This is a genomic window from Streptomyces sp. NBC_01717, assembly GCF_036248255.1.
In the GTDB taxonomy this organism is placed as follows: Bacteria; Actinomycetota; Actinomycetes; order Streptomycetales; family Streptomycetaceae; genus Streptomyces.
Map to the genome: position 1 here is coordinate 769,620 of NZ_CP109179.1, position 17,849 is coordinate 787,468.

18 protein-coding genes and 1 pseudogene are annotated in these 17,849 nt (G+C 69.0%); 11 read left to right on the forward strand and 8 right to left on the reverse strand.

The annotated features are described in order from the left end of the window. Positions 1-134: 134 nt before the first annotated feature. Positions 135-848 (reverse strand): hypothetical protein, encoded by a 714-nt coding sequence (locus OHB49_RS45150; protein WP_329167448.1) that lies wholly within the window; start codon positions 846-848, stop codon positions 135-137. Positions 849-1,074: 226 nt separating this feature from the next. Here OHB49_RS45150 and OHB49_RS45155 point away from each other — a divergent pair. The 4 genes and pseudogenes from OHB49_RS45155 to OHB49_RS45170 all read left to right on the forward strand — a co-directional run. Beyond that, positions 1,075-1,344: pseudogene (locus OHB49_RS45155) on the forward strand (WhiB family transcriptional regulator); the annotation flags it as partial. A gap of 1,549 nt (positions 1,345-2,893) precedes the next feature. Then, complete coding sequence (locus OHB49_RS45160; RefSeq protein WP_329167449.1) at positions 2,894-3,076, forward strand: hypothetical protein; 183 nt, start codon at positions 2,894-2,896, stop codon at positions 3,074-3,076. 275 nt (positions 3,077-3,351) lie between these two features. Beyond that, positions 3,352-3,591 (forward strand): hypothetical protein, encoded by a 240-nt coding sequence (locus tag OHB49_RS45165; protein ID WP_329167450.1) that lies wholly within the window; start codon positions 3,352-3,354, stop codon positions 3,589-3,591. After that, the gene (locus OHB49_RS45170; protein WP_329167451.1) at positions 3,591-3,965 is read left to right on the forward strand and encodes a toxin Doc; all 375 of its coding nucleotides are present in this window, start codon (positions 3,591-3,593) and stop codon (positions 3,963-3,965) included. Before OHB49_RS45165 ends, OHB49_RS45170 begins: the two co-directional genes overlap by 1 nt. Positions 3,966-4,246: 281 nt before the next feature. Here the strand turns inward: OHB49_RS45170 and tpg (OHB49_RS45175) are convergent, their stop codons facing one another. Beyond that, positions 4,247-4,801, reverse strand: a complete 555-nt coding sequence (gene tpg / locus OHB49_RS45175) for a telomere-protecting terminal protein Tpg (protein WP_329166885.1) — start codon at positions 4,799-4,801, stop codon at positions 4,247-4,249. 279 nt (positions 4,802-5,080) lie between these two features. Between tpg (OHB49_RS45175) and OHB49_RS45180 the strand changes: the two genes are divergently transcribed. From OHB49_RS45180 to OHB49_RS45200, 5 genes are all read left to right on the forward strand, one after another. Then, positions 5,081-5,320, forward strand: a complete 240-nt coding sequence (locus OHB49_RS45180; protein ID WP_329166884.1) for a hypothetical protein — start codon at positions 5,081-5,083, stop codon at positions 5,318-5,320. Beyond that, positions 5,320-5,697, forward strand: a complete 378-nt coding sequence (locus OHB49_RS45185) for a fic family toxin-antitoxin system, toxin component (protein ID WP_329167452.1) — start codon at positions 5,320-5,322, stop codon at positions 5,695-5,697. Before OHB49_RS45180 ends, OHB49_RS45185 begins: the two co-directional genes overlap by 1 nt. Before the next feature lie 642 nt (positions 5,698-6,339). Next, positions 6,340-8,265: a MobF family relaxase gene (gene mobF / locus OHB49_RS45190; RefSeq protein WP_329166883.1), complete on the forward strand. Its 1,926-nt coding sequence runs from the start codon at positions 6,340-6,342 to the stop codon at positions 8,263-8,265. A 173-nt stretch (positions 8,266-8,438) separates the two neighbouring features. Continuing rightward, a complete protein-coding gene (locus OHB49_RS45195) occupies positions 8,439-8,714 on the forward strand; it encodes a hypothetical protein (protein ID WP_329166882.1) in 276 nt (91 codons plus the stop codon). A 603-nt stretch (positions 8,715-9,317) separates the two neighbouring features. Next, positions 9,318-9,539, forward strand: coding sequence for a hypothetical protein (locus tag OHB49_RS45200; protein WP_329166880.1), 222 nt, complete (start codon positions 9,318-9,320; stop codon positions 9,537-9,539). A gap of 51 nt (positions 9,540-9,590) precedes the next feature. Here the strand turns inward: OHB49_RS45200 and OHB49_RS45205 are convergent, their stop codons facing one another. Beyond that, the gene (locus OHB49_RS45205; RefSeq protein WP_329166878.1) at positions 9,591-10,367 is read right to left on the reverse strand and encodes a class I SAM-dependent methyltransferase; all 777 of its coding nucleotides are present in this window, start codon (positions 10,365-10,367) and stop codon (positions 9,591-9,593) included. 92 nt (positions 10,368-10,459) lie between these two features. Beyond that, positions 10,460-11,047 carry a molybdopterin-dependent oxidoreductase gene (locus tag OHB49_RS45210; RefSeq protein WP_329166877.1) on the reverse strand — a complete coding sequence of 196 codons (588 nt, stop codon included), beginning with the start codon at positions 11,045-11,047 and terminating at the stop codon, positions 10,460-10,462. A 378-nt stretch (positions 11,048-11,425) separates the two neighbouring features. Here OHB49_RS45210 and OHB49_RS45215 point away from each other — a divergent pair, with 378 nt between their 5' ends. Next, complete coding sequence (locus OHB49_RS45215) at positions 11,426-12,277, forward strand: hypothetical protein (protein WP_329166876.1); 852 nt, start codon at positions 11,426-11,428, stop codon at positions 12,275-12,277. Positions 12,278-12,432: 155 nt separating this feature from the next. On the opposite strand, the gene OHB49_RS45220 is transcribed toward OHB49_RS45215, so the two are convergent. Beyond that, positions 12,433-13,310, reverse strand: a protein-coding gene (locus OHB49_RS45220; RefSeq protein ID WP_267009715.1) for an IS5 family transposase whose coding sequence is annotated in 2 segments (ribosomal slippage) — positions 12,433-12,917 and positions 12,917-13,310 — 879 coding nt in all. Because the reading frame shifts where the segments join, the coding sequence is not laid out codon by codon here. A 633-nt stretch (positions 13,311-13,943) separates the two neighbouring features. On the opposite strand from OHB49_RS45220, the gene OHB49_RS45225 reads away from it, so the two are divergent. Further along, positions 13,944-14,966 carry a hypothetical protein gene (locus OHB49_RS45225; RefSeq protein ID WP_329166874.1) on the forward strand — a complete coding sequence of 341 codons (1,023 nt, stop codon included), beginning with the start codon at positions 13,944-13,946 and terminating at the stop codon, positions 14,964-14,966. Between the two features lie 202 nt (positions 14,967-15,168). Here the strand turns inward: OHB49_RS45225 and OHB49_RS45230 are convergent, their stop codons facing one another. From OHB49_RS45230 to tpg (OHB49_RS46135), 3 genes are all read right to left on the reverse strand, one after another. Then, positions 15,169-15,936: a hypothetical protein gene (locus OHB49_RS45230; protein ID WP_329166873.1), complete on the reverse strand. Its 768-nt coding sequence runs from the start codon at positions 15,934-15,936 to the stop codon at positions 15,169-15,171. 139 nt (positions 15,937-16,075) lie between these two features. Further along, positions 16,076-16,207: a hypothetical protein gene (locus tag OHB49_RS45235; protein ID WP_329166872.1), complete on the reverse strand. Its 132-nt coding sequence runs from the start codon at positions 16,205-16,207 to the stop codon at positions 16,076-16,078. 143 nt (positions 16,208-16,350) lie between these two features. Beyond that, positions 16,351-17,346 carry a telomere-protecting terminal protein Tpg gene (tpg, locus tag OHB49_RS46135; RefSeq protein ID WP_443079708.1) on the reverse strand — a complete coding sequence of 332 codons (996 nt, stop codon included), beginning with the start codon at positions 17,344-17,346 and terminating at the stop codon, positions 16,351-16,353. Positions 17,347-17,849: the final 503 nt, after the last annotated feature.

The window sequence follows — 17,849 nt, forward strand, 5'->3', positions numbered from 1 at the left end:
CCCTGTCACCGGCGGCCCGGCAGATGATCGCAGCCCTCACCCACGAGTCACAACTGCGCCGCAAGCTGCGCTGGAGCGACCAAGCACGAGTTCGAAGGCAGGCCACCGGTCAGTCGGGTGAACAACTCTGTGGGTCAATACATCTGGGCCGTCGCCGGGGTCTTCTTGTTCGGGTTGTCGGTGGCGGTTTCGGTTGTGGGTGTGATTTTGGTGGGTTTGGGTGCGGTGTACATCGCCGACCCCTGTTTCTTCTCCTTCTCGATGATCTTCTTGTTGGCGAGGCTGTCCAGGATGTTGCGTACCGTCTGGATGGTGGTCGCACGCTTGGGGTGGGCTGTCTCGAGGTCCGCATGGACCTCGCGGGTGATGCGGGGCTCACCGGCGTGCGCGAGGAGGAGTCCGAGGACGAGCTCGCTCAGCGAGGGCTCCGCAGCGTTCGTGGCGTCCGTCTTCGTGGCGGTCTTCTTCGCGGCAGCCTTCTTCGGCGCGGACTGTGTCACTTTGCCGGGGGCCTTGGCGCGCGCCGTCTTCTTCCCACGGGACGCAGCGGCGGTCGTCTTCGTCACCGTCTTATGCCGCGGAGGCGGAACAGCCTGGGTCGGGGCCGCCTCGGCCAGTGCGTCGGTCTTTAGGAGGGCAGGTGCGCTCTGCTGTTCAGCCGGCGGGCCCACCAGGCCCTGCATGTCGGACAACAACACCTCGTCCGCCTTGAGTTGCTTCAGCCTCCCCTGCAGCTCTGTGATCTGCGCGGCGATGCTTTCCTGCTCCTTGTGGTTGGCCTCACGGTCGGCGGCGAACTGCTGCGCGTACCTGTTCTGGATGGGGGTGTTCTTTGACGCGTCGGTCACAGCGGCTCGTTCTCCTCGTACCTGGTGTGTGGGCCGGATGCTACTCAATTCCAGGGCGTTTAGTTGTTATCCCGCACGATCTGCACTCTTGCGGGCATCACGGACGTAGTGCTGTCTGCTCGGGGCAGCGTGGCAGCGGCCCCCGTGGCCCGCCAGCCGATCCCGGAGGCGGAATAGGCTGAACGTCTGCTGCTGTGACGCAGCATCGACGGGGGAGGGGAAGACGATGGGCGAGACGGCCTACTGGAGTGAACGGGCAGCCTGCCGCAGCAGTGATCCGGAAGAGCTGTTCGACGCTGCGGCACGGCAGAACCGGGCCAAAGCTGTCTGCAACGGATGCGCGGTGCGCACCGAGTGCCTGGTCGAAGCCCTCGACAACCGCATCGAGTTCGGCGTGTGGGGCGGCATGACCGAACGGGAGCGCCGGGCACTGCTGCGCCGCCGCCCCGAGGTCACCTCGTGGCGGCAGATGCTGGAGGCGGCCCGCGTCGCCCACGGGCAACCACAGGCCAGCTGAGCGGCGTACTCACCGCGCTGCTGCCTCTCACCTCGCGGCCGGGGGTGTTTTCTCCCTGAGATGTCCGAGCCGGGGGAGAGCGAAACGCTTGGGGTGGAGGTTGGCCCGTGTGCAGCGGCCTGGTACTTGGTGGGATGAGTGGGTGCCGTCCTGTGAGAAATCCCTGTTGAGAATCTCCCGTCAGGAGAGCGCCTGGCCCACCGGTTGCCCTGCGCTCCTTTTGCCTGCATGACCGTGACCAGCCGCCCGAACAGCCCACCTGTGCGCGTGGCCGGGGCCCGCGACCTCCCGCACGGCTGGCGTGCCTGCCGGGGTCGGTGAGCGCGGGCAGGAGCAGGCGCGGCATGAGGGCCCCATCGGCAGTCGATCAAAGTATCCCTGCGACGAATACTTCCGGTATCCCGGCGCGATCCCCGAAAGACCTGAGCCCGGATCACCAAGCAACCTCGGGCACAGACTTGACGGCCCGTCCCCGGCGTGAAAGCAAGGTGGTCGGCCGGCGCAAGGCGCAGGGCCGCTCCAGAGACGGGTCACAGTATTCGCTGAACGAATACTTGAGCGCTGCGACTGCTCATCAGACCTCACCTCTTGTATTCGCGAGACGCATACTTTGCGAGAGCCCGAAGGGGGAAGGGCCGGATCCTGGAGTCCGCAGAGTATTCGTCTCACGAATGCTTCCCCTCTGTCTGTGGGGGTGCGACGTCAAGGACCAGGTCGGGGGCATGCGTGCGGAGAATGCTGCGCCCGGCATATATGCCCTGTGGGGGCATGTATGGCGGGCGTATGGGGTCGCAGAGAGCGGTGTGGTCAGCTGGCCTGGCGCAGGATGGGTATCGGGGACAGGGCGGTGAGGGGCTGGAAGCTGGCCGCGTGGACCTGCACGTCCCCGGGTGACCCGAGTTCCACGGGCCCGTTCCGGAACAGGGCCGGATCCAGGATGTGATTGTCCCAGCTGTGGGAGTGGTGGCGGGCGGACTAGGCGGCCTGGTCGCGCGAGGGCTGCTCGGCCGGGCGGGGAATCGCGGGTGTCTCGTTCAGGGGCGTTCCGGCCGGTGTGGGCAGGCTTCATTGAGGCGAAAGCGGCTCAGCCGTCGTTTGTTGAGAACTGCTCACAGCCATGGGTGGGACGGGATACTCGCGGTGTCGGTGGTGACGCACTCCGGGGCCAGGGTGACGCTCGGGGTGACGCACTTTCCGCGCTGCCATGACACATCTGACCTGCATTTTTTCTGCTGCCCGCTATCGAGGGGGTGACGCGGTGACGCACTTTTCGGCTATCTCTCTGTGTGAAAGAGAAAGATCAGGAGAGAGGTATGGAGAGATGTCCGCAAAGTGTGTCATTGCGTCACCGGCGACGTCGGATCCAGCAGATAACGGCACGTCAACTGGGGTATAGAGACTGAAGAGTGCGTCACCTTGTCGTCATCCCCTCATCGAGTGCGTCACCAGGGGACCGGTTGGGCAGGGCGAACGGGTCGCTGTCTCCTATCCCCTGGCGGGGCAGTGTGCGCTGGGTACATCGAGGCCGATGGCCAACCGCGCCGCGGGCAGGCTCCACACCATCACCGCCGGCCGGCTCGGGTCCCACCGGCCCAGGCCGCGCTCCCATATGAACGCCGGTCTGGCCGCGGTGACGGTTTTGCTGCGGGGGCGGGTGGTCTGGACGGACATGGTCCGAGGACGGACGTGCGACCTGACGGCGGCCCCGTAGTCCCGGGTCAGAACGCAGCACACCGGTTGGCGGAGTCGGCCCGTGAGACAGGCGCCAACGGCAGGGCGGGAGACATCGCCGCAGCGAGGGGTGCATGGTGCGGTTTCCTGCGCCACGCAGGGCAGGGTCTGCACCGTGGGGAGGCCGGGCGCCGGGAAGGACGGGCAAAGCGCCGCCGGAGCACCCCCCGAATGTCGGCGCCCCCCGGAAGACGGACCGCTGCCCGGGATACGGCACCCCTGGCCCTTCAGGTACCTACTAGGTACCATCAGGGTATGCCGTCCTTGAACATCACCTTCACCGACGACGAACTCGAAGCGGTCCGCGCCGCCGCGGCCGCCGAGGGCAAGTCCCTCAAGCAGTTCGTCCACGACCTGCCGCTGCGCGAACAGCAGCGCCTGCAGTTCGTCCGCTACGCCGTCTCCTGGGGCGAGCGGCACCGGGACGAGTTCGACGACGCCTTCCCCGACGAGATGCCGCCGGCCGGCCGCCGGCAGGGAGCCGAAGCTGCCTGATGGTCCTCTACATCGACGTCCCCTGGCTCCTGGACGTCCAGGAGCAGGCTGTTCCCGAAGACGTCGCGGTCGCCGACTACTCCGCTCTCGTCGCGGCTGTGGCCCGCCACAGGACCCGCATCCCGCGCCCCGCCACCGCCGAACCCGACGCAGCCTGGCGCGCTGCCGCTCTCCTGCACAGCCTGGTCCGGCTCCAGCCGCTGCCGTACCGCAACTCCCTCTACGCCTGTCAGGTCGCTGCGGCCTACATGCACGCCTCGGGCGAGGGCATCGACCCCCCATACGGTGCGCTGGTGGAACTGGTCCGCGGCATCCAGTCCGGCAAGGCAGGCGTCTACCAGGCAGGCGACCGCATCCGCTCCTGGCGCATCTGACGGCGTTGCCGGGGGTCTTCGCGCTGCGCGAGATCGCCCGCCGCAAGTTCGCGTACCTGGAGTGCCGGGCCGCGCGGGCAGGACCGCGTCACGGGGAGCGGGTCGGTGCGTGTTCGGGTGCCTTCCACGCGATGTGCTCGTACTGCCGACGGCGCCTGCGGCTGCGGCGCGCGGGGCGGCACCCGCCGGCCCGCTGGTGGCCTCGTCGCCCGTCGCGCTCAACTCGCCCGGCCAACTCCAACTCGCCGACCGAAGCGCTCGGTGAGGGCTTCGGTGCTGTGTCAGAGGCTGAGTTCTATGTAGTCGATGTCGGTGAATTCGACCAGGAGTCCGTCGGCACGGCGGCCGCGGTCCTTGAAGTACTCCTGTTGGAGTCCTTCGGCGAGGACGGCCTGGAGCTGCTGCTCCGGGGCGCCGGCGGCCTGTGCGTCGAAGAGGCGGGCTGCGTAGGTGGCGGGAAGGTGCTGGGTGATGCGCCGGATGCGTGCGTCGTCCGTGCTGCCCGGCGCGGCGGTGAACCCGAACCGCGCTCTGGTTTCCACGACGATGCCGGTGGAGACGGCCGCGTTCTTCTTCGCGTCCTCCTTCACCCGCGGCTGCCACCGTGTGCGGACCTCGTCGGCGAGCCGGGCGCCGAGCTGTGCCCGCGGCGTCTTGATCTGGTTCCTGGCGTACCGCTCGACGGTGCGCTGGGAGACCCCCAGCAAGTCGGCCACCGGCCTGGTGCCCTTGAGCCGTTTCACCAGGAACCGCACCTGCGCGCCCGCCGATCTCGGGATCGGCCGGGTGGCCGCGGCCGCTACTGCATGACCGAGGCTTTCGCTCACGACGCCCATCGGATGTTCCCGCTCCCCGCAGTTCTCAAGTCTGCTGTCGCCCGCACCCGTCGCCCGCCCCTGCGCCGATGCCCGCCGCGTTCCTTGATGCCCGAGGGCACGTGAACCTGCGACTGGGCGCGCAGCCCCCGTAGTGCATCGATTTCACCTGTGGTCTCATCGGCTGTCCACCGGGCAAGAGAGCCTGGTCGCGGCCCTCTTCGGCGGGGATCGGACGGACGGGACCGCTGCTTCCGCCGTTGCCTGGACAGGCTGGTAACAGATGTTACCATGTGGGGTATGGCCAAGACACAGCTGGGCGCACGCGTGGATCAGGATGTCGCGGAACTCGCGAAGAAGCGCGCCGCCGACCTCGGACTGAGCATCGGGGACTACCTCGCCCGTCTCGTGCAGGACGACGCCAGCGGCCTGCGCGCCCGCGCGGTGGACGCCGCCGCCCGCTTCCTGTCCGAGCACCAGGCGGTCTTCGACGAGGCCGAAGACGCCCAGCAGGCGCCTGCGGGAGCGCGCGCCGCGTGATGGAACTGCACATCGACGTTCCCTGGATCCTGCAGGTCGCCGAAGCGGCCGGCGCGGACGATCCCGCCCCCGACGACTACGGCGTCCCCATCGCCGCTGTCGCCCGCCACCGGGCCGAACTCTTCGAGCAGCCCGTCTACGACGGCCCCTACGCCAAAGCCGCAGCACTCGTGGACAACCTCGGCCGCTGCCGCTGGCTCGAGCGCTCCAACATGGCCGTGGCCGCCGCCACCGGCGTCATGTATCTCGAAGCCGCCGGTATCCCCGTGAAGCCCACCCGCGACGACGCCATCGCTCTCAAAGACCTCCTCCTCGATTCCGCCTGCACCGCCGCGAGGATCGCCGCGCTGCTGCGGACCTGGCCCACCACCACCTGACGCTCGCAGAACACGACGCCGCCCCGGGGCACCGGGAGCGGTACCGGTCATGCAAGGGCCGTTGAACGCCTCCTGTACTCGAGGCGTGCTCCGGAGGGACCGTGCAGTTCACCGTCTGGCGGGCGGCCACGCCGCTTTGGGCCGGCAGCGCATGGACCTCCCGTTCCCGATGAACAACCGCGCCCGCTACAGGCTGGGTCCGCCCCCGGGCACCGGGAGCGGTACCGGTCATGCAAGGGCCGTTGAACGCCTCCTGTACTCGAGGCGTGCTCCGGAGGGACCGTGCAGTTCACCGTCTGGCGGGCGGCCACGCCGCTTTGGGCCGGCAGCGCATGGACCTCCCGTTCCCGATGAACAACCGCGCCCGCTACAGGCTGGGTCCGATCGCGGCGGGTAGGACCCAGTTGCCCGAGGAGCTTGGGCGCCCGCTGACCGAGCTGCGCGGTTGTTTGTGGGGCCGAAGCACGTGCTGGACCGGGAAGCACGTGCTGGACCGGAGAGCGATGACACTCGGCTCGGGCTCCTGGAGCGGCTTCCCGCCTGGCGGGCCGCCGGGAAAATGGTTCGGCTGTCTGTCCCGCCTGGCGGGAGGCGCGGGATCTCGCTCTTTCCTTGCAGGTCAGGGGGTGTGGTGTGGTCTTCATGATGGATATCGCGAGGATCACTGCTGGGCAGATGTACCGGTACTACCTGCGTCAGGTCGTCGTCGGTGACGGCCGGCGCCCGCCCCGCGCACCGCTGAGGAAGGCTCAGGAAGAGGCTGGTGTCCCGGCCGGGCGATGGATGGGCCGGGGCCTTGTGGTGCTGGGTCTGGTGGCGGGGGAGGAGGTCACCGAGCGGCAGTTGCGGAACTTGTTCGGCGAGGGAGGCCGGCACCCGCACGCCGACCGGATCGAAGCCGACCGGTTGGCCGCGGGGGAGTCCCCGGCGGCGGCGTGGCGGTCCGGGGCGGTCGGGCGCCGGGTGAAGGTCACCGGACTGGATTTGGTGTTCCGGCCGCAGCCGACGATCTACCTGTTGTGGGCGCTGGGTGATGACGAGACCCGGCGGGCGATCGAGGCCGCGCACGAGCGCGCGATCGAGATGGTGCTGGAGTGGATCGAGGACCAGGTGGCGGTGATTCGGTTCGGCAGCGGTGGCATTCACTGCGTCCGGCCGCCCGGCGGTCTGGTTGCCGCGCGCTTTCGCCACTACGAGGCACGGTCCCAGATGCCGTTGCTGCATGACCATCTGCTGTTGTCGGTGAAGGGGCAGCGCCCGGACGGCACGTGGGGTTCTGTACACACAGAGGCCCTGTACGAGAACACCGTCGCCGCGTCCGCGCTCTACAACGAGCTCGTCATGGCTGAGGCCTGCGAGGCGTTGGGGTTGGCCTCTGAGCCGCGCACGGTCACGCCGGGCCGCCGACCGGTCATGGAGATCGCCGGGGTCCCGCATGAGCTGATCGGCTGGACCGCGCGGCGCGGCGAGCAGATCGCCGCCTGCCTGACGGAGCTGGAGGCCGAGTACGTCACCGCCGTCGACGACGACGGCGAGCTGAAGTTCCTGCCCGTCGTCTCCGAGCGGGCCCGCACCAGGCTGAACCGGATCGCCGCCCGCAAGACCCGGCCGCCCAAGCAGCGCGCCCGGCCGCTTGCTCAGCTGCGCGCCTGGTGGAAGGCGAGCGCCATCCTCAGCTCCGGGGTGGAGCTCAACGTCATCGAGTCCCTGCTCGAGCGCGCCCGCGCCGCGGCCGCCGTGATCCGGGCCCGTGTCGCCGCGGTGGTCGACGTCGCCCTGGCGGCCGTCGACGTCACCGCGCGCGTGTTCGTGATGAACGGCGGCGGCTGGTTCCACCGTCGGCACCTGCTTGCCGAAGCCCGCCGCCACCTCGCCCTCGTCCTGCGAGGCCGCCGCCACGAGCGTGGCCTGGACGAGCAGATCGTGGACGCCGCGCTCGCCGCGCACTGCACCGACATCACCGACGCGAGGACGTCGCGCGGCGCGCGCCCGGAGTACCGCCTCTACACCACCCGCTGGGCCCTCCCGGGCGCCGCTTTCGCCCGGCGCCCGCCGACCGACGTTCCCGAGCCGGACCGCAATCCCCCGGCCGGCCCCGGCGACCCGGCCGCACCCCGGCTTCCCCTGGAAGCGGGGCAGCAGGACATACCCCGGGTGCCGCTGCGCTACGACCGCGCCGTCATCGCCGGCGCGGTGCTGACGGCGCAGCTGCGGCCAGCCCGCCGCACCGGCCGGGATCCGTACGACGTGGCGGTCCACCAGCAGGCCGCGATGCCCGAGCAACTGGACGTCTTCGCCCAGGAGGAGGACCGCCCTGTCCTCAAGGCCCGCCGGGCCGTCGACCTGGACGCACTGCGCACCGACATGGAAACGCTGGAGTTGACTGCCGACCAGCTGCTTCGGTTCGAGCGGGCGGGCACGAAGCTGAACGCGGGGGCTCGCGAGCGGATGCACCAGGCCCCTGGTCTCCCCGACGAAACCGCACCGCGCCCGCACCGCGAGAACGACCAGCGTGCGCACCGCCCGCACCAGCCCGGCCCCGGCCAGAGTCCGGGTGCGCCCCGCTGAGCGCCGGGCAAGCCTCTGGTGGCTCCCTCCGTCAACGCGTGCGAACCCACTGGTCCGGCGGCTGGCGAGCTTTGGCCCCTGACCCGGGCAAGCCTGTGCCGACACGGGCGGGCAAGCCAAAGGTGAACCTGGGCAAGCCCGCACTGTCGGTGGTGGCTGGGAGCCTGGGACGTATGGACAGGGATGAGGAGTTGCTGCGCGGCCGGGTCTACGGCGCCGACCATGACGATCCCCGGCCCGGACCGCAGCCGGGACGCACCTACGCCGAGCTGGTCGGCGGGCCGCTGGACGGCCTGCTGCTCGACATCACCGGCTGGACGAAGGGCGAGATCGATACCGGTGTCGCCCTGATGACGGAGCTCGGGCAGTTCGGTGCTGGGGGGCGGGCGATGTATGACCCGCGCCCCGGCGACCGGCGCCGCTGGGACTGGTCCGGCGACACTCCCTGACCGGTCGCACGGCGACGGGTGACACCTGCGTCGCGTCGTTCGTTGACCTCATATGCCTGAACTGCCCTCCGTGAGGCGGAACGGGAGCGGCAGCGCCAGGAGCAGCGCGCCGAGCTGGACGCCAGGCGAAAGAGGCGCCGGCCCGCTGAACGGCGGCCCCTACCGACTGGACCCTCGCGAGGACTGGGAGAAGGAGAAAGTTCCGCCGGCCGACGGGGAACACTGCCCCAATTGCCGGAGGTGCCGAAGTGGCTGTTCGATGCCTTGGTGCGTCGTGGTCTGAGCCTGGTGGCCGCAAAGCTGAACGCCTTCGCCGGCGTCAACGTCCAGCGGGGGACAGTACGCCGTCCCTGTTCCGCCGGGTCGGGGAGCAGGAGCTTCGCGAGCGGTTGATCGCGGCGTCAGGCAGTCAGGTCCCTCAGCTCGTTCGCCAGGGTGTGCTGGGTTCGCGGGACATTCCGCCGTCCTGCGCCGTCGCCTGCTGGAGCTGTCCGGCAGGATCTGGTGGCACCCCTTCTGGACCACCGTCCCCGGCAGTGCGCCGGCTGCCCGGGTGGAGCTGCGTCGCTTCGCCCGTACACAGAGCTGCGGCGGGGGATCGGCATGAGCGGAGGCGGTGGGCTCTCGCCGAGGCAGGAGTCGATCCTGCGGGTCATCCGGAACTCGATCATCGAGTGTGGTGAGGGGCCGGCCGTGCGGCAGATCGGCGAGCGCGTCGGCCTGTCCAGCACCGGCACCGTCGCTCACCAGCTCGGCCGCCTCGAAGCACTCGGCCTCATCAGCCGCAGCGCTTGGCGCTGGCGCTCCTGCCGGCTCGGCACCTGAGTCGGTGGTGAGCTGTGTTGGCAGATACCTGTGTCGGGGCGCTGCTGTTGGTCAGGGGGTTGCGCGGAGGAGGACGAGTGATCCGTTGTAGGTCGGGCGGTTGCGGAGGTGGCCGAAGGCCTCATCCCAGGTGCCTGAGCCGAGGGCGCGGCGCAGGGAGGTGTCGAAGGCTTGGCGGGCATGGTCGTCGATGAAGCTCCAGGCCGAGCAGGCTTGTCGGGCTGCGGGGTTGAGGAGGAGTTCGGGGCGGCCGTAATAGGCCTCGTTGAAGCCGTCGGTGCAGTCCAGCGGGATGGGGACGGACTGGATGGTGGTGGTGCCGCCGAGAGCGGCGGTGAGTTGGCCGAGGGGCGGGTAGCGGCGGGCTTCGGTGTCGAGGACGTCGGGGGCGTACTCGTAGAGCCAGAAGTCGCGTACGCGGGCCGGGTCGCAGGTCAGTACGACGACGGGGCCGCGGGTGACACGTCGCATCTCGCGTAGTCCGGCGGTGGCATCGGACCACTGGTGGACGCTGAAGAGGGTCATCGATGCGTCGAAGTGTCCGTCGGGGAAGGGGAGGTCTTCGGCGACGGCGTCGACGGCGGTGGCGAGTTCGGCCGGCCGCTGGGCTCGCATGGCCAGTGAGGGTTCGACCGCGGTGATCGTGTGCGCGGCGGTCTCGTACGATCCGGTGCCCGCACCGACGTTGAGGACGGTGCGCGCACCGCCGAGGGCCTGGGCGATGACGTGGGCGATGCGTTCGTCGGGGCGGCGCCAAGCGGCGTAGGCGGCACCGATGGTGCCGTAGTCGACGTCGCCGACGCTGCCGTCGTGGGTGCGCATGACCATGGGGGACCTCGCCTTGTGGGTCTGGCCGGGGCGGCGGCATCCGCGTCCCGGACAACGCTTGGTCGGCGTGCCCCTGGGGTTTGCCCGCGAAGCTAAGGGCCGCCGTCCTCCTGGTAGGAGTGGCGTTGGCCGGCCCAGGGGTCGGCGATGTTGTGGTAGCCGCGTTCCTCCCAGAACCCGCGGCGGTCCTGCGTCATGTACTCGATGCCGCGCAGCCATTTGGGGCCCTTGTAGCCGAAAAGGTGCGGGACCACCAGACGCAGGGGGAAGCCGTGTTCGACGGTGAGCGGCTCGTCGTCGTGGTGGGTGGCCATGACCGTGGTGTCGGCGATGAAGTCGCTCAGGCGCAGGTTCGCGCTGTACCCGTACTCGGCCCAGGCCATGACGTGGGACACGCCTGCGGCGGGCGGGGCAAGGTCCAGCAGGGTGCGGGCCGGAACGCCGAAGAACATGTGGCCGGTGGTGCTGGTGCCTGAGGCGCAGTGCAGGTCCGCATGCACGGTGATCTTTGGCATGATGGCGACTTCATCGAACGTCCAGGAGTGGGTCTGTCCGCTCGCGGTCGCGCCGAACACCTGCAGGTTCCACCGGTCGGGGCGGAAGCGGGGCACCGGCCCGTAGTGCGAGACGGGCCACCCTTTGGCCAGGCGCTGCCCTGGCGGCAGCATGCCTTCCTTCATGACGCAGCCCCATCACTTGCCTTGTCCGCAAATACAAGGGCAAAGCCTATGTCAGACCGACAGAGGCCAGCACTATGGTGAAAAAGGGTCGTATCTTCCGCATGACCGACGCTCTCGGGTAAGCCGCAGGGGAACCTGGGCAAGCCGGCCTCCCCGACGGCTTACCCACCTTCAGTACCTGCGTGCTGCTGCCCATTGCCAAGGGCCCGGCACGTCCCTCAAGGCCCTGGAGCCGTCGGTCCTGTGCGTCGCTCGTCCGGGCCGGGTGTCGCCGAACGTTCCCGCCTGCCTGGTGGGCCTTGATGTACTGGACTGTCGGAGCTGGGCGAGGCAGGGGAGCGGGACGTGGCCGGGTACAGCGGGGGTCACACGGGGCGCGTGAAGGATTTCAAGGACTTCGAGTGGGTGGTGTGGCGCCTCGAGGTTCAAGACCCATCGCAGCTCGCGGGCGAGGATCCGGATCTGGACGAGCGCACCGGGGAGACGATGACGGAGCTGGCCGCCTCGCTGGGCTGCGTGTACGAGCACTGCGTCGACGACGACTCCTACGACGACGAAACGCCGTATTACGCCTGGTGGGTCCGCCTGCCCGCAGCCGAGCATGCCCGACTCGACAAGGACGGCCTGCCGCCGGCCATTGCCCCGCTGCGCCAGTACCTGACCACCCAGCTTCCCGACGGTTTGAAGTGGGAGATCACGCCGGACCGCGAGCTGACGTACGACCACGCCGGCAGCGTGGCGATGCGGGCCGCCTACGACGATCTGATCGCCCCGTTCGAGCGCGCCCTGATGCCGCTGCGCGTGGACGGGGCTGATGCTCTTGATCCGCGGGCGAAGGTCTGGACGTGGGAGGAGAACCTCCTGGTCGGCACGTTCGACCTGTGGCTGTGCAACGACCCGGACCACCCGCACACCTGGATCGTCGTCACTGTCGGCCTGTGGACCGAACCGCAGCTCTTCGGCGAAGCGCCCGCAGCCCGCCTCGGCCACTTCGACTTCACCCCGCACCACCCGCTGCTCTTCCTGCCCCGCCCGCCGGCCCCGGCGACCTTCACCGCCCGCATCACTTCCGGCTCTTTCCCCCGCACGGGCACCTCCAGGACGAAGGCGGCCGACGCCATCGGGACAGCTCACCAGTGGACGGCCAACGACCCCGACGTCCTGGCCGAGCGGGTCGCCCACGACCTCAAGCTGCTGTGGCCGCACCTCACGGGCCCGGAAAGGAGCTGACGATGGCCTCGCACGCGAAGGACCCGCGCTGCACCGCCATGGCCGAAGCCCTCGCTTCGGGCCCCGGGGCCGGCGGGCTACGGCGGAGGAGATCCCCGGTCGCCCATTGATGGGATGGCAGGCTCTGCCTCCACTAGGACGTGTTTGAGATGTGGTCACAGCGCCTGCCGTATGAGGGTGAGTTGGACGGTCGACTCGTAGCGGACGGCGAGCTTGTCGTACCTGGTCGCAACGCCTCTCGCCTGCTTCAGAAGGCCGATCCGGCACTCGACTTTGTGCCTGCGCTTGTACATTTCGCGGTCGAAGCCGGGCGGACGGCCTCCGGCGGAACCGCGGCGGAGTCGGTGTCCGGCCTGGTCTCGCTTCTCCGGGATGGTGTGCGCGATCCCGCGTTTGCGCAGGTAGGAGCGAATCTGACGGGAGGAGTACGCCCGGTCGGCAAGCACATGTCCGGGCCGGGTGCGGGGGCGTCCACCGCTGATCCGGGGGACACGAATTCGGTCCATCACCTGCTCGAAGGCGGGCGCGTCGCCTCGTTGGCCGGCGGTGATGACGGCAGCGAGGACGTGGAAGGAGGCGTCGACGGCGAGGTGAATCTTGGTGGTCAGTCCGCCGCGCGAGCGTCCCAGGCCGTGGTCGTCCGGCTCGGCCGCGAGGCCGTTCGGACGCGTCCGGCCCGGATCGTCAGCCCCCTTTTGCGGGCCCCGGCGGCGTGCTGGTGAGCCCGGCAGACGGTGGAGTCGACCGAGACCTCCCACTCGATGATCCCATCCGCATCTGCCTTGACCTGCAACTTCTTCAGGACGCGGGCCCATGTTTCGTCGATCTGCCACCGTCGGAACACCGCATACGCGGTCTCCCAGGGGCCGTATCGCTCGGGCAGATCCCTCCAAGGCGAGCCGGTCCGGGCCCGCCACCAGATCCCGTCGAACACCTGCCGCCGATCCCTCGGAGGTCGACCCATCTTCGGTATCGGCGGCAACACCGCTTCCAGCCGCTCCCACTGCGCATCCGTCAGATCGCCACGAGACATCTGAAGATCATTTCACGACCTTGATCAACATCTCAAACACGTCCTAGAAGGGAGCTCTGCGATGACCGATGCGGAACGCGTCGACTGCACCGACTGCTTCGTCCTGCCGGGCGGATACGTGAAGTCCGGTGGCGGGATCAGCGAGACCTGGCACGCCCGGACTGCCCGGCGCCCGCGATCACGCAGATCAACATGGAGGAGGGAAGCAAGCTGAGCGGCTCGTGCGCGGCGGGGAAGACAGCCCCGGCCCACGCGTCCTGCTCTCGGACCCGCAGGCCCAGCACGACTGGAACACCACCTACCGAGTGCTCACCACATTAGGCAACCGTCACACCACCGCCCTACGAGTCGGGCAGGGGCTGGCGACTACTTCGGCTCTTGGGCCCTCGGCGAGCCGCCCCGCCCACGAACGGGTGAAGCATGCTGGACCCGCCCGACGTGACGGCTACTCTGCAGCCAAGGCGGCCGCGGCAGGGCCGTGCTCCTCGAACGCCATCGGCCCGTAGACGTTCCCGAAGAGGATGCGAAGGAGCTCAGCTTCACTCCGCGATCACGCGCATCCATTACCCGGATACGGCCCTATCGCCGCTACCGGAGGGCCGACCGGTACGGAGACACAGGACCCGACCGCCCATGCGCCACGACCAGCTCAGCCGCCTCGCCACCCGCCGCCAGCTGTACACAAACGAGTCCTATCAACAGGCGAAGAGCCTGCTGCGCCCCGGACGGCCGCCCATCCCGCCCGCGGACTGCGCGGACCAGCGGATCTTCGAGGCCACGCTGTTCCACCAGGTCCTCGACTCTTACACGGACTTCAGCGCATACCCGTTCGGGATTCGGCGCGTGCGCCCCCAGCCAGACACCATCGATCTGGTCATTGAAGGCGAGCAGCGTGCCGCCAGGCTCCTGTCGCGTGTGCTCCCCTCCTACGAGCCGGACGGCGAAGTCCACGGCATCCCCGGACTGCGCGTCCGACAGCGCGACCACAGAGGAGTCGAGGTGCACATCGCCGGTCAGCGCACCTCCGCCTGGCTGACCGGTCAGCCCCTCAAAGTCTTCAAGCGCGCGGAGACAGAGAGCCTCGAGCGCGCGGCCGACACCGGATGGAAGGCACTGTGGCGAGGACCAGAGCAGTGGTCAGCTGAAGAACTCGCCTTCGAGCAGCGGTGGAACACAGGGACGTGGGAGCGGCAGTTCCGAGCCGGTGCTTGGAGTGCCAGCGGAGTGCTGCGACGCATCGGCCTCTTCCACACCCTCACAGCCGCCGACGCCGTCACCGGCTACAAGGGGCTGGGCATCAACGGCTACGACGGCAGCGGGCCGGTGCGGTGGTGCCTGGACATCATCCACCGCTCCGGCGTCCGTTATCAGAAGCAGCCTTTGATCGAAGCGATGACGGATCCGGTGTTCGGTCTGCCCGTCGCCCGAGCCCATCACCTAGACGCGATCTACCCGCCAGAACAGATGGAGAACTGGACCCGTTTCGACGACGAAGCCCGGACAGGGCTCATCGAGCTGCGCTTCACCACGTGTACCTATGAGCAGTTGCAGTTGGTGTCCTGTCCTCCCAGGTACCGAACGATCGCTGAAGCTGTCCAACGCCGGGTCACCGCTGCGACCCAAACGACACGGGGGAGAGGCGGCGTCGTCGGATAGCGGCCCGGGTCAGACCGGGTGGCCTGCTTCCAGTGCGGCGAGCGTTGGCGCACGTGTCCTTGCGCCCCACGGCAGGCCCCGACCGGCCCGGGGCCCAACGTCCAGCAACCGTTTGTTCCAAGTTTCCGTACCGGCGCCCGAGCACACCGCCGAGTAGAGCGACCGAGGCGTCCGACCACGGCCAATCAGCGGTGTTACGCCGCTACCCGCCGTCTGGAGCAGGTAGTTGTATGCCTCTGGCGCGTGATATCCAGTGGATGCGTTGCCGCGACGGCAGCAGGCTGTAGTTCAGGGTGCGCAGCCCCGATCCCTCGGTCAGGTGCCACGGAGCCATCATCCACAGGCCCTCCCGGTCGGGGACTGGCTGGACCGGGCAGCCGGTCAGTACCAGGTCCCAACGATCCGTGCTTCCGTTGTCACGGTCGTCCTCCGCCGTAACCGTGCCGAACACCTTGTGCGGCAGCTCCTGCGCGGCCTGCTTTGCCGTGTAGTTCTCCGAGAGCTCCTTGATGGTGAATTCGCGCTGCAGGTAGACGTCCTGACTTGTTTCGCCGGGCCCCAGGACGATGACGCCGGCGGCAGCGGGCCGCCTGTCCTCATCGGCCACGACCAGGTCGCCGTCGAACCGTGCCTGCACGCGTCGGTCGCTGAGATTCTCCATGATCAGAACCTGCTGCAGCACGAGGCGGTTGGCGCCCTCCTGCTCTGCGGGGAAGTGCCAGGTGTGCCCCTGCGGCCAGGGGTTGCACGGCATCCCCATGGTGGTTGCTGCCAGCGGATCCCATGGCGGGGGACTGAGCCTGAGGGTGACTCCCGGGGCCTGGGAGTCGAGTCGGCTGCGGATGGCGTCGGCGGTCATGAGCTGGTTGGCCTTCAGTGCTCCGCGCGTGAGGTACCCCTGCCACACGACGCCCCCGAAGGCCAGGGTGGTGCCGATCGAGCCGAGGGCCACCCAGAAGGTTTCTGACATGGCGAAGATTCTGGCCCCACCCCGTACGGCCACGCACCAGCGGGTCTCGTCGGAGCTTCCCGACCGCCGACCACCACTGCGAGCACGACGGCTTCACTCTCGTCGCTGCGTACGCGAACGGCTTCATGGCCGGCTTCGGCTACGCCAGCCGGTAGTACCGGCCTTCAACATCGTTGAAGCCGAGATGGCGGTCGCCGTGCGGGTTGATCAGGTGGGTGGTGAAGGGCAGATCGTTCGGGCCCGGCTGCCAGGGCTGTTCCTGCTGGCTCAACGCGTCCTCCGTCGGCGTTCGGCGATCACGACGCACCCGATGGCAGCGCCGGTCCCGGGCCCGCAGAGCTTCGACCGAGCCCGGCGCCCTGCAACACCAGCTCTTGGCACTGAAACGCAGCCAGTGAAACACCGCCGGGCGTTTCACCCCTGACCTGCTGCGGAGCCCCGGATCAGGCTTCTGGGACCGTTGTTGCACCACCGTGTTGCAGTGCGTCGGCCGGGGCCCGGGGCTGCGCTGAGTGTTGCCGGGCTGTCAGAGGCGTGCGGCATCATCGGCAGATGGCCGCCACACAAGCCCCGCCGACGTACCTGGAACGCCTCCGGTCGGACCTGGACCTGATCGAAGCGGATTTCCTGAAGGTCCTCGCGGACTCGCAGATCAGGAACGTTGATCCGAACCGCCGGTCCAGCGGCATCGTGCACCTTGGTGCCGCGAAGTGGGGCTGGGTACCCAGCGGCCCCGAACTCGAGGCGCGAAGGATGGAACTGCTGGGGCGTGTACGGGAATGGGAACCGTTGTTCCGGCTGCTGTTCCCGCACCCGACACCGGAGGTCACCAAGCGCCTCGACGGGACCGTTGCCCTGTTGCAGCGCTGGCTCGTACGCCCCCGGGACACCACCGTGCCGGCCAGCATCGACAAGGCCATCGACAAGGTCAAGACGGCCGTGGCCACGCTCCGGAAGCTGGGCGAGCTCCTGCCAGATGACGCCTGGGCGGTGCGTGTAGCGGTCGACACGAACATCCTGCTCGATGACCCCGACGTGGCGATCTACACGCCAAACCCGCGGATCGTCCGAGGAGCCTGCAGGAGCCGCGAATCCGAATCGCGCACGGGTATGGAAGACGAACCCCTCCGCCTCTGCCTGGGCACGCCGACGGGCCCGTACCCGGGGCTGCCACCGAGCCAGGACCGCTTCCTCGATCGCCCGCACCTGCGTCGGCCCCGGGGGACGACGTGCTCCGGGCTTCTTCGTCACCCACCGCTGCACGGTGCGCTGCGACACCCCCAGCACGGCGGCCACCCTCCGGGTGGAGCCCCGATGCGCTGCCAGCAGGAAACGCAGGCGGGCCTCGGTGCTTGAGGGTACGGGCCGAGTGCGCAACGCGCGCTCCAAACCCTGCTCAATCTGTCCCATGTCCGCCTCTCGAAGCGGCCAACAGGCAGGGCCGGCACCTGTAGTCCGTCGCGTCAGTTCTCCCACGTCGTCTGCCTCTGCCTGCCAGTTTCTGCATTCTCCACACAGCGCTGGCCGACGCAGGCTACGAGCCCTTGGGTGCGCATCAGCGACAAGCCGGCGGCGCGGGTCACGACGGACGTCGCCGGCATCCCAGCCCCAAAGACCTGTCCCTTGCCTCGCCTGCCCGCGTGAGTGGCTGGAGCCCCACCCCGCTCCCCGGCGGCCGGCGATCCGGCAGCGTGACCCGAGCGCCTCATGTCCGGGCCCAAAAGTAGAACCAGCTCACTCGGAGCCGTGAGTCCTGGAGTCTGTGACATCGGGACTCACGGGCTCTGTCCCACCGGCCTTCCCCTCCCACGGCGGCCCAGCGACTCGCCGGGCCGCCGTGGCGCGTCGACCCGCTTGCGTCACCCCTGAGCGTCGCTGACCAGCGGAAACGAGATTTCGTCGCGGAATTATCA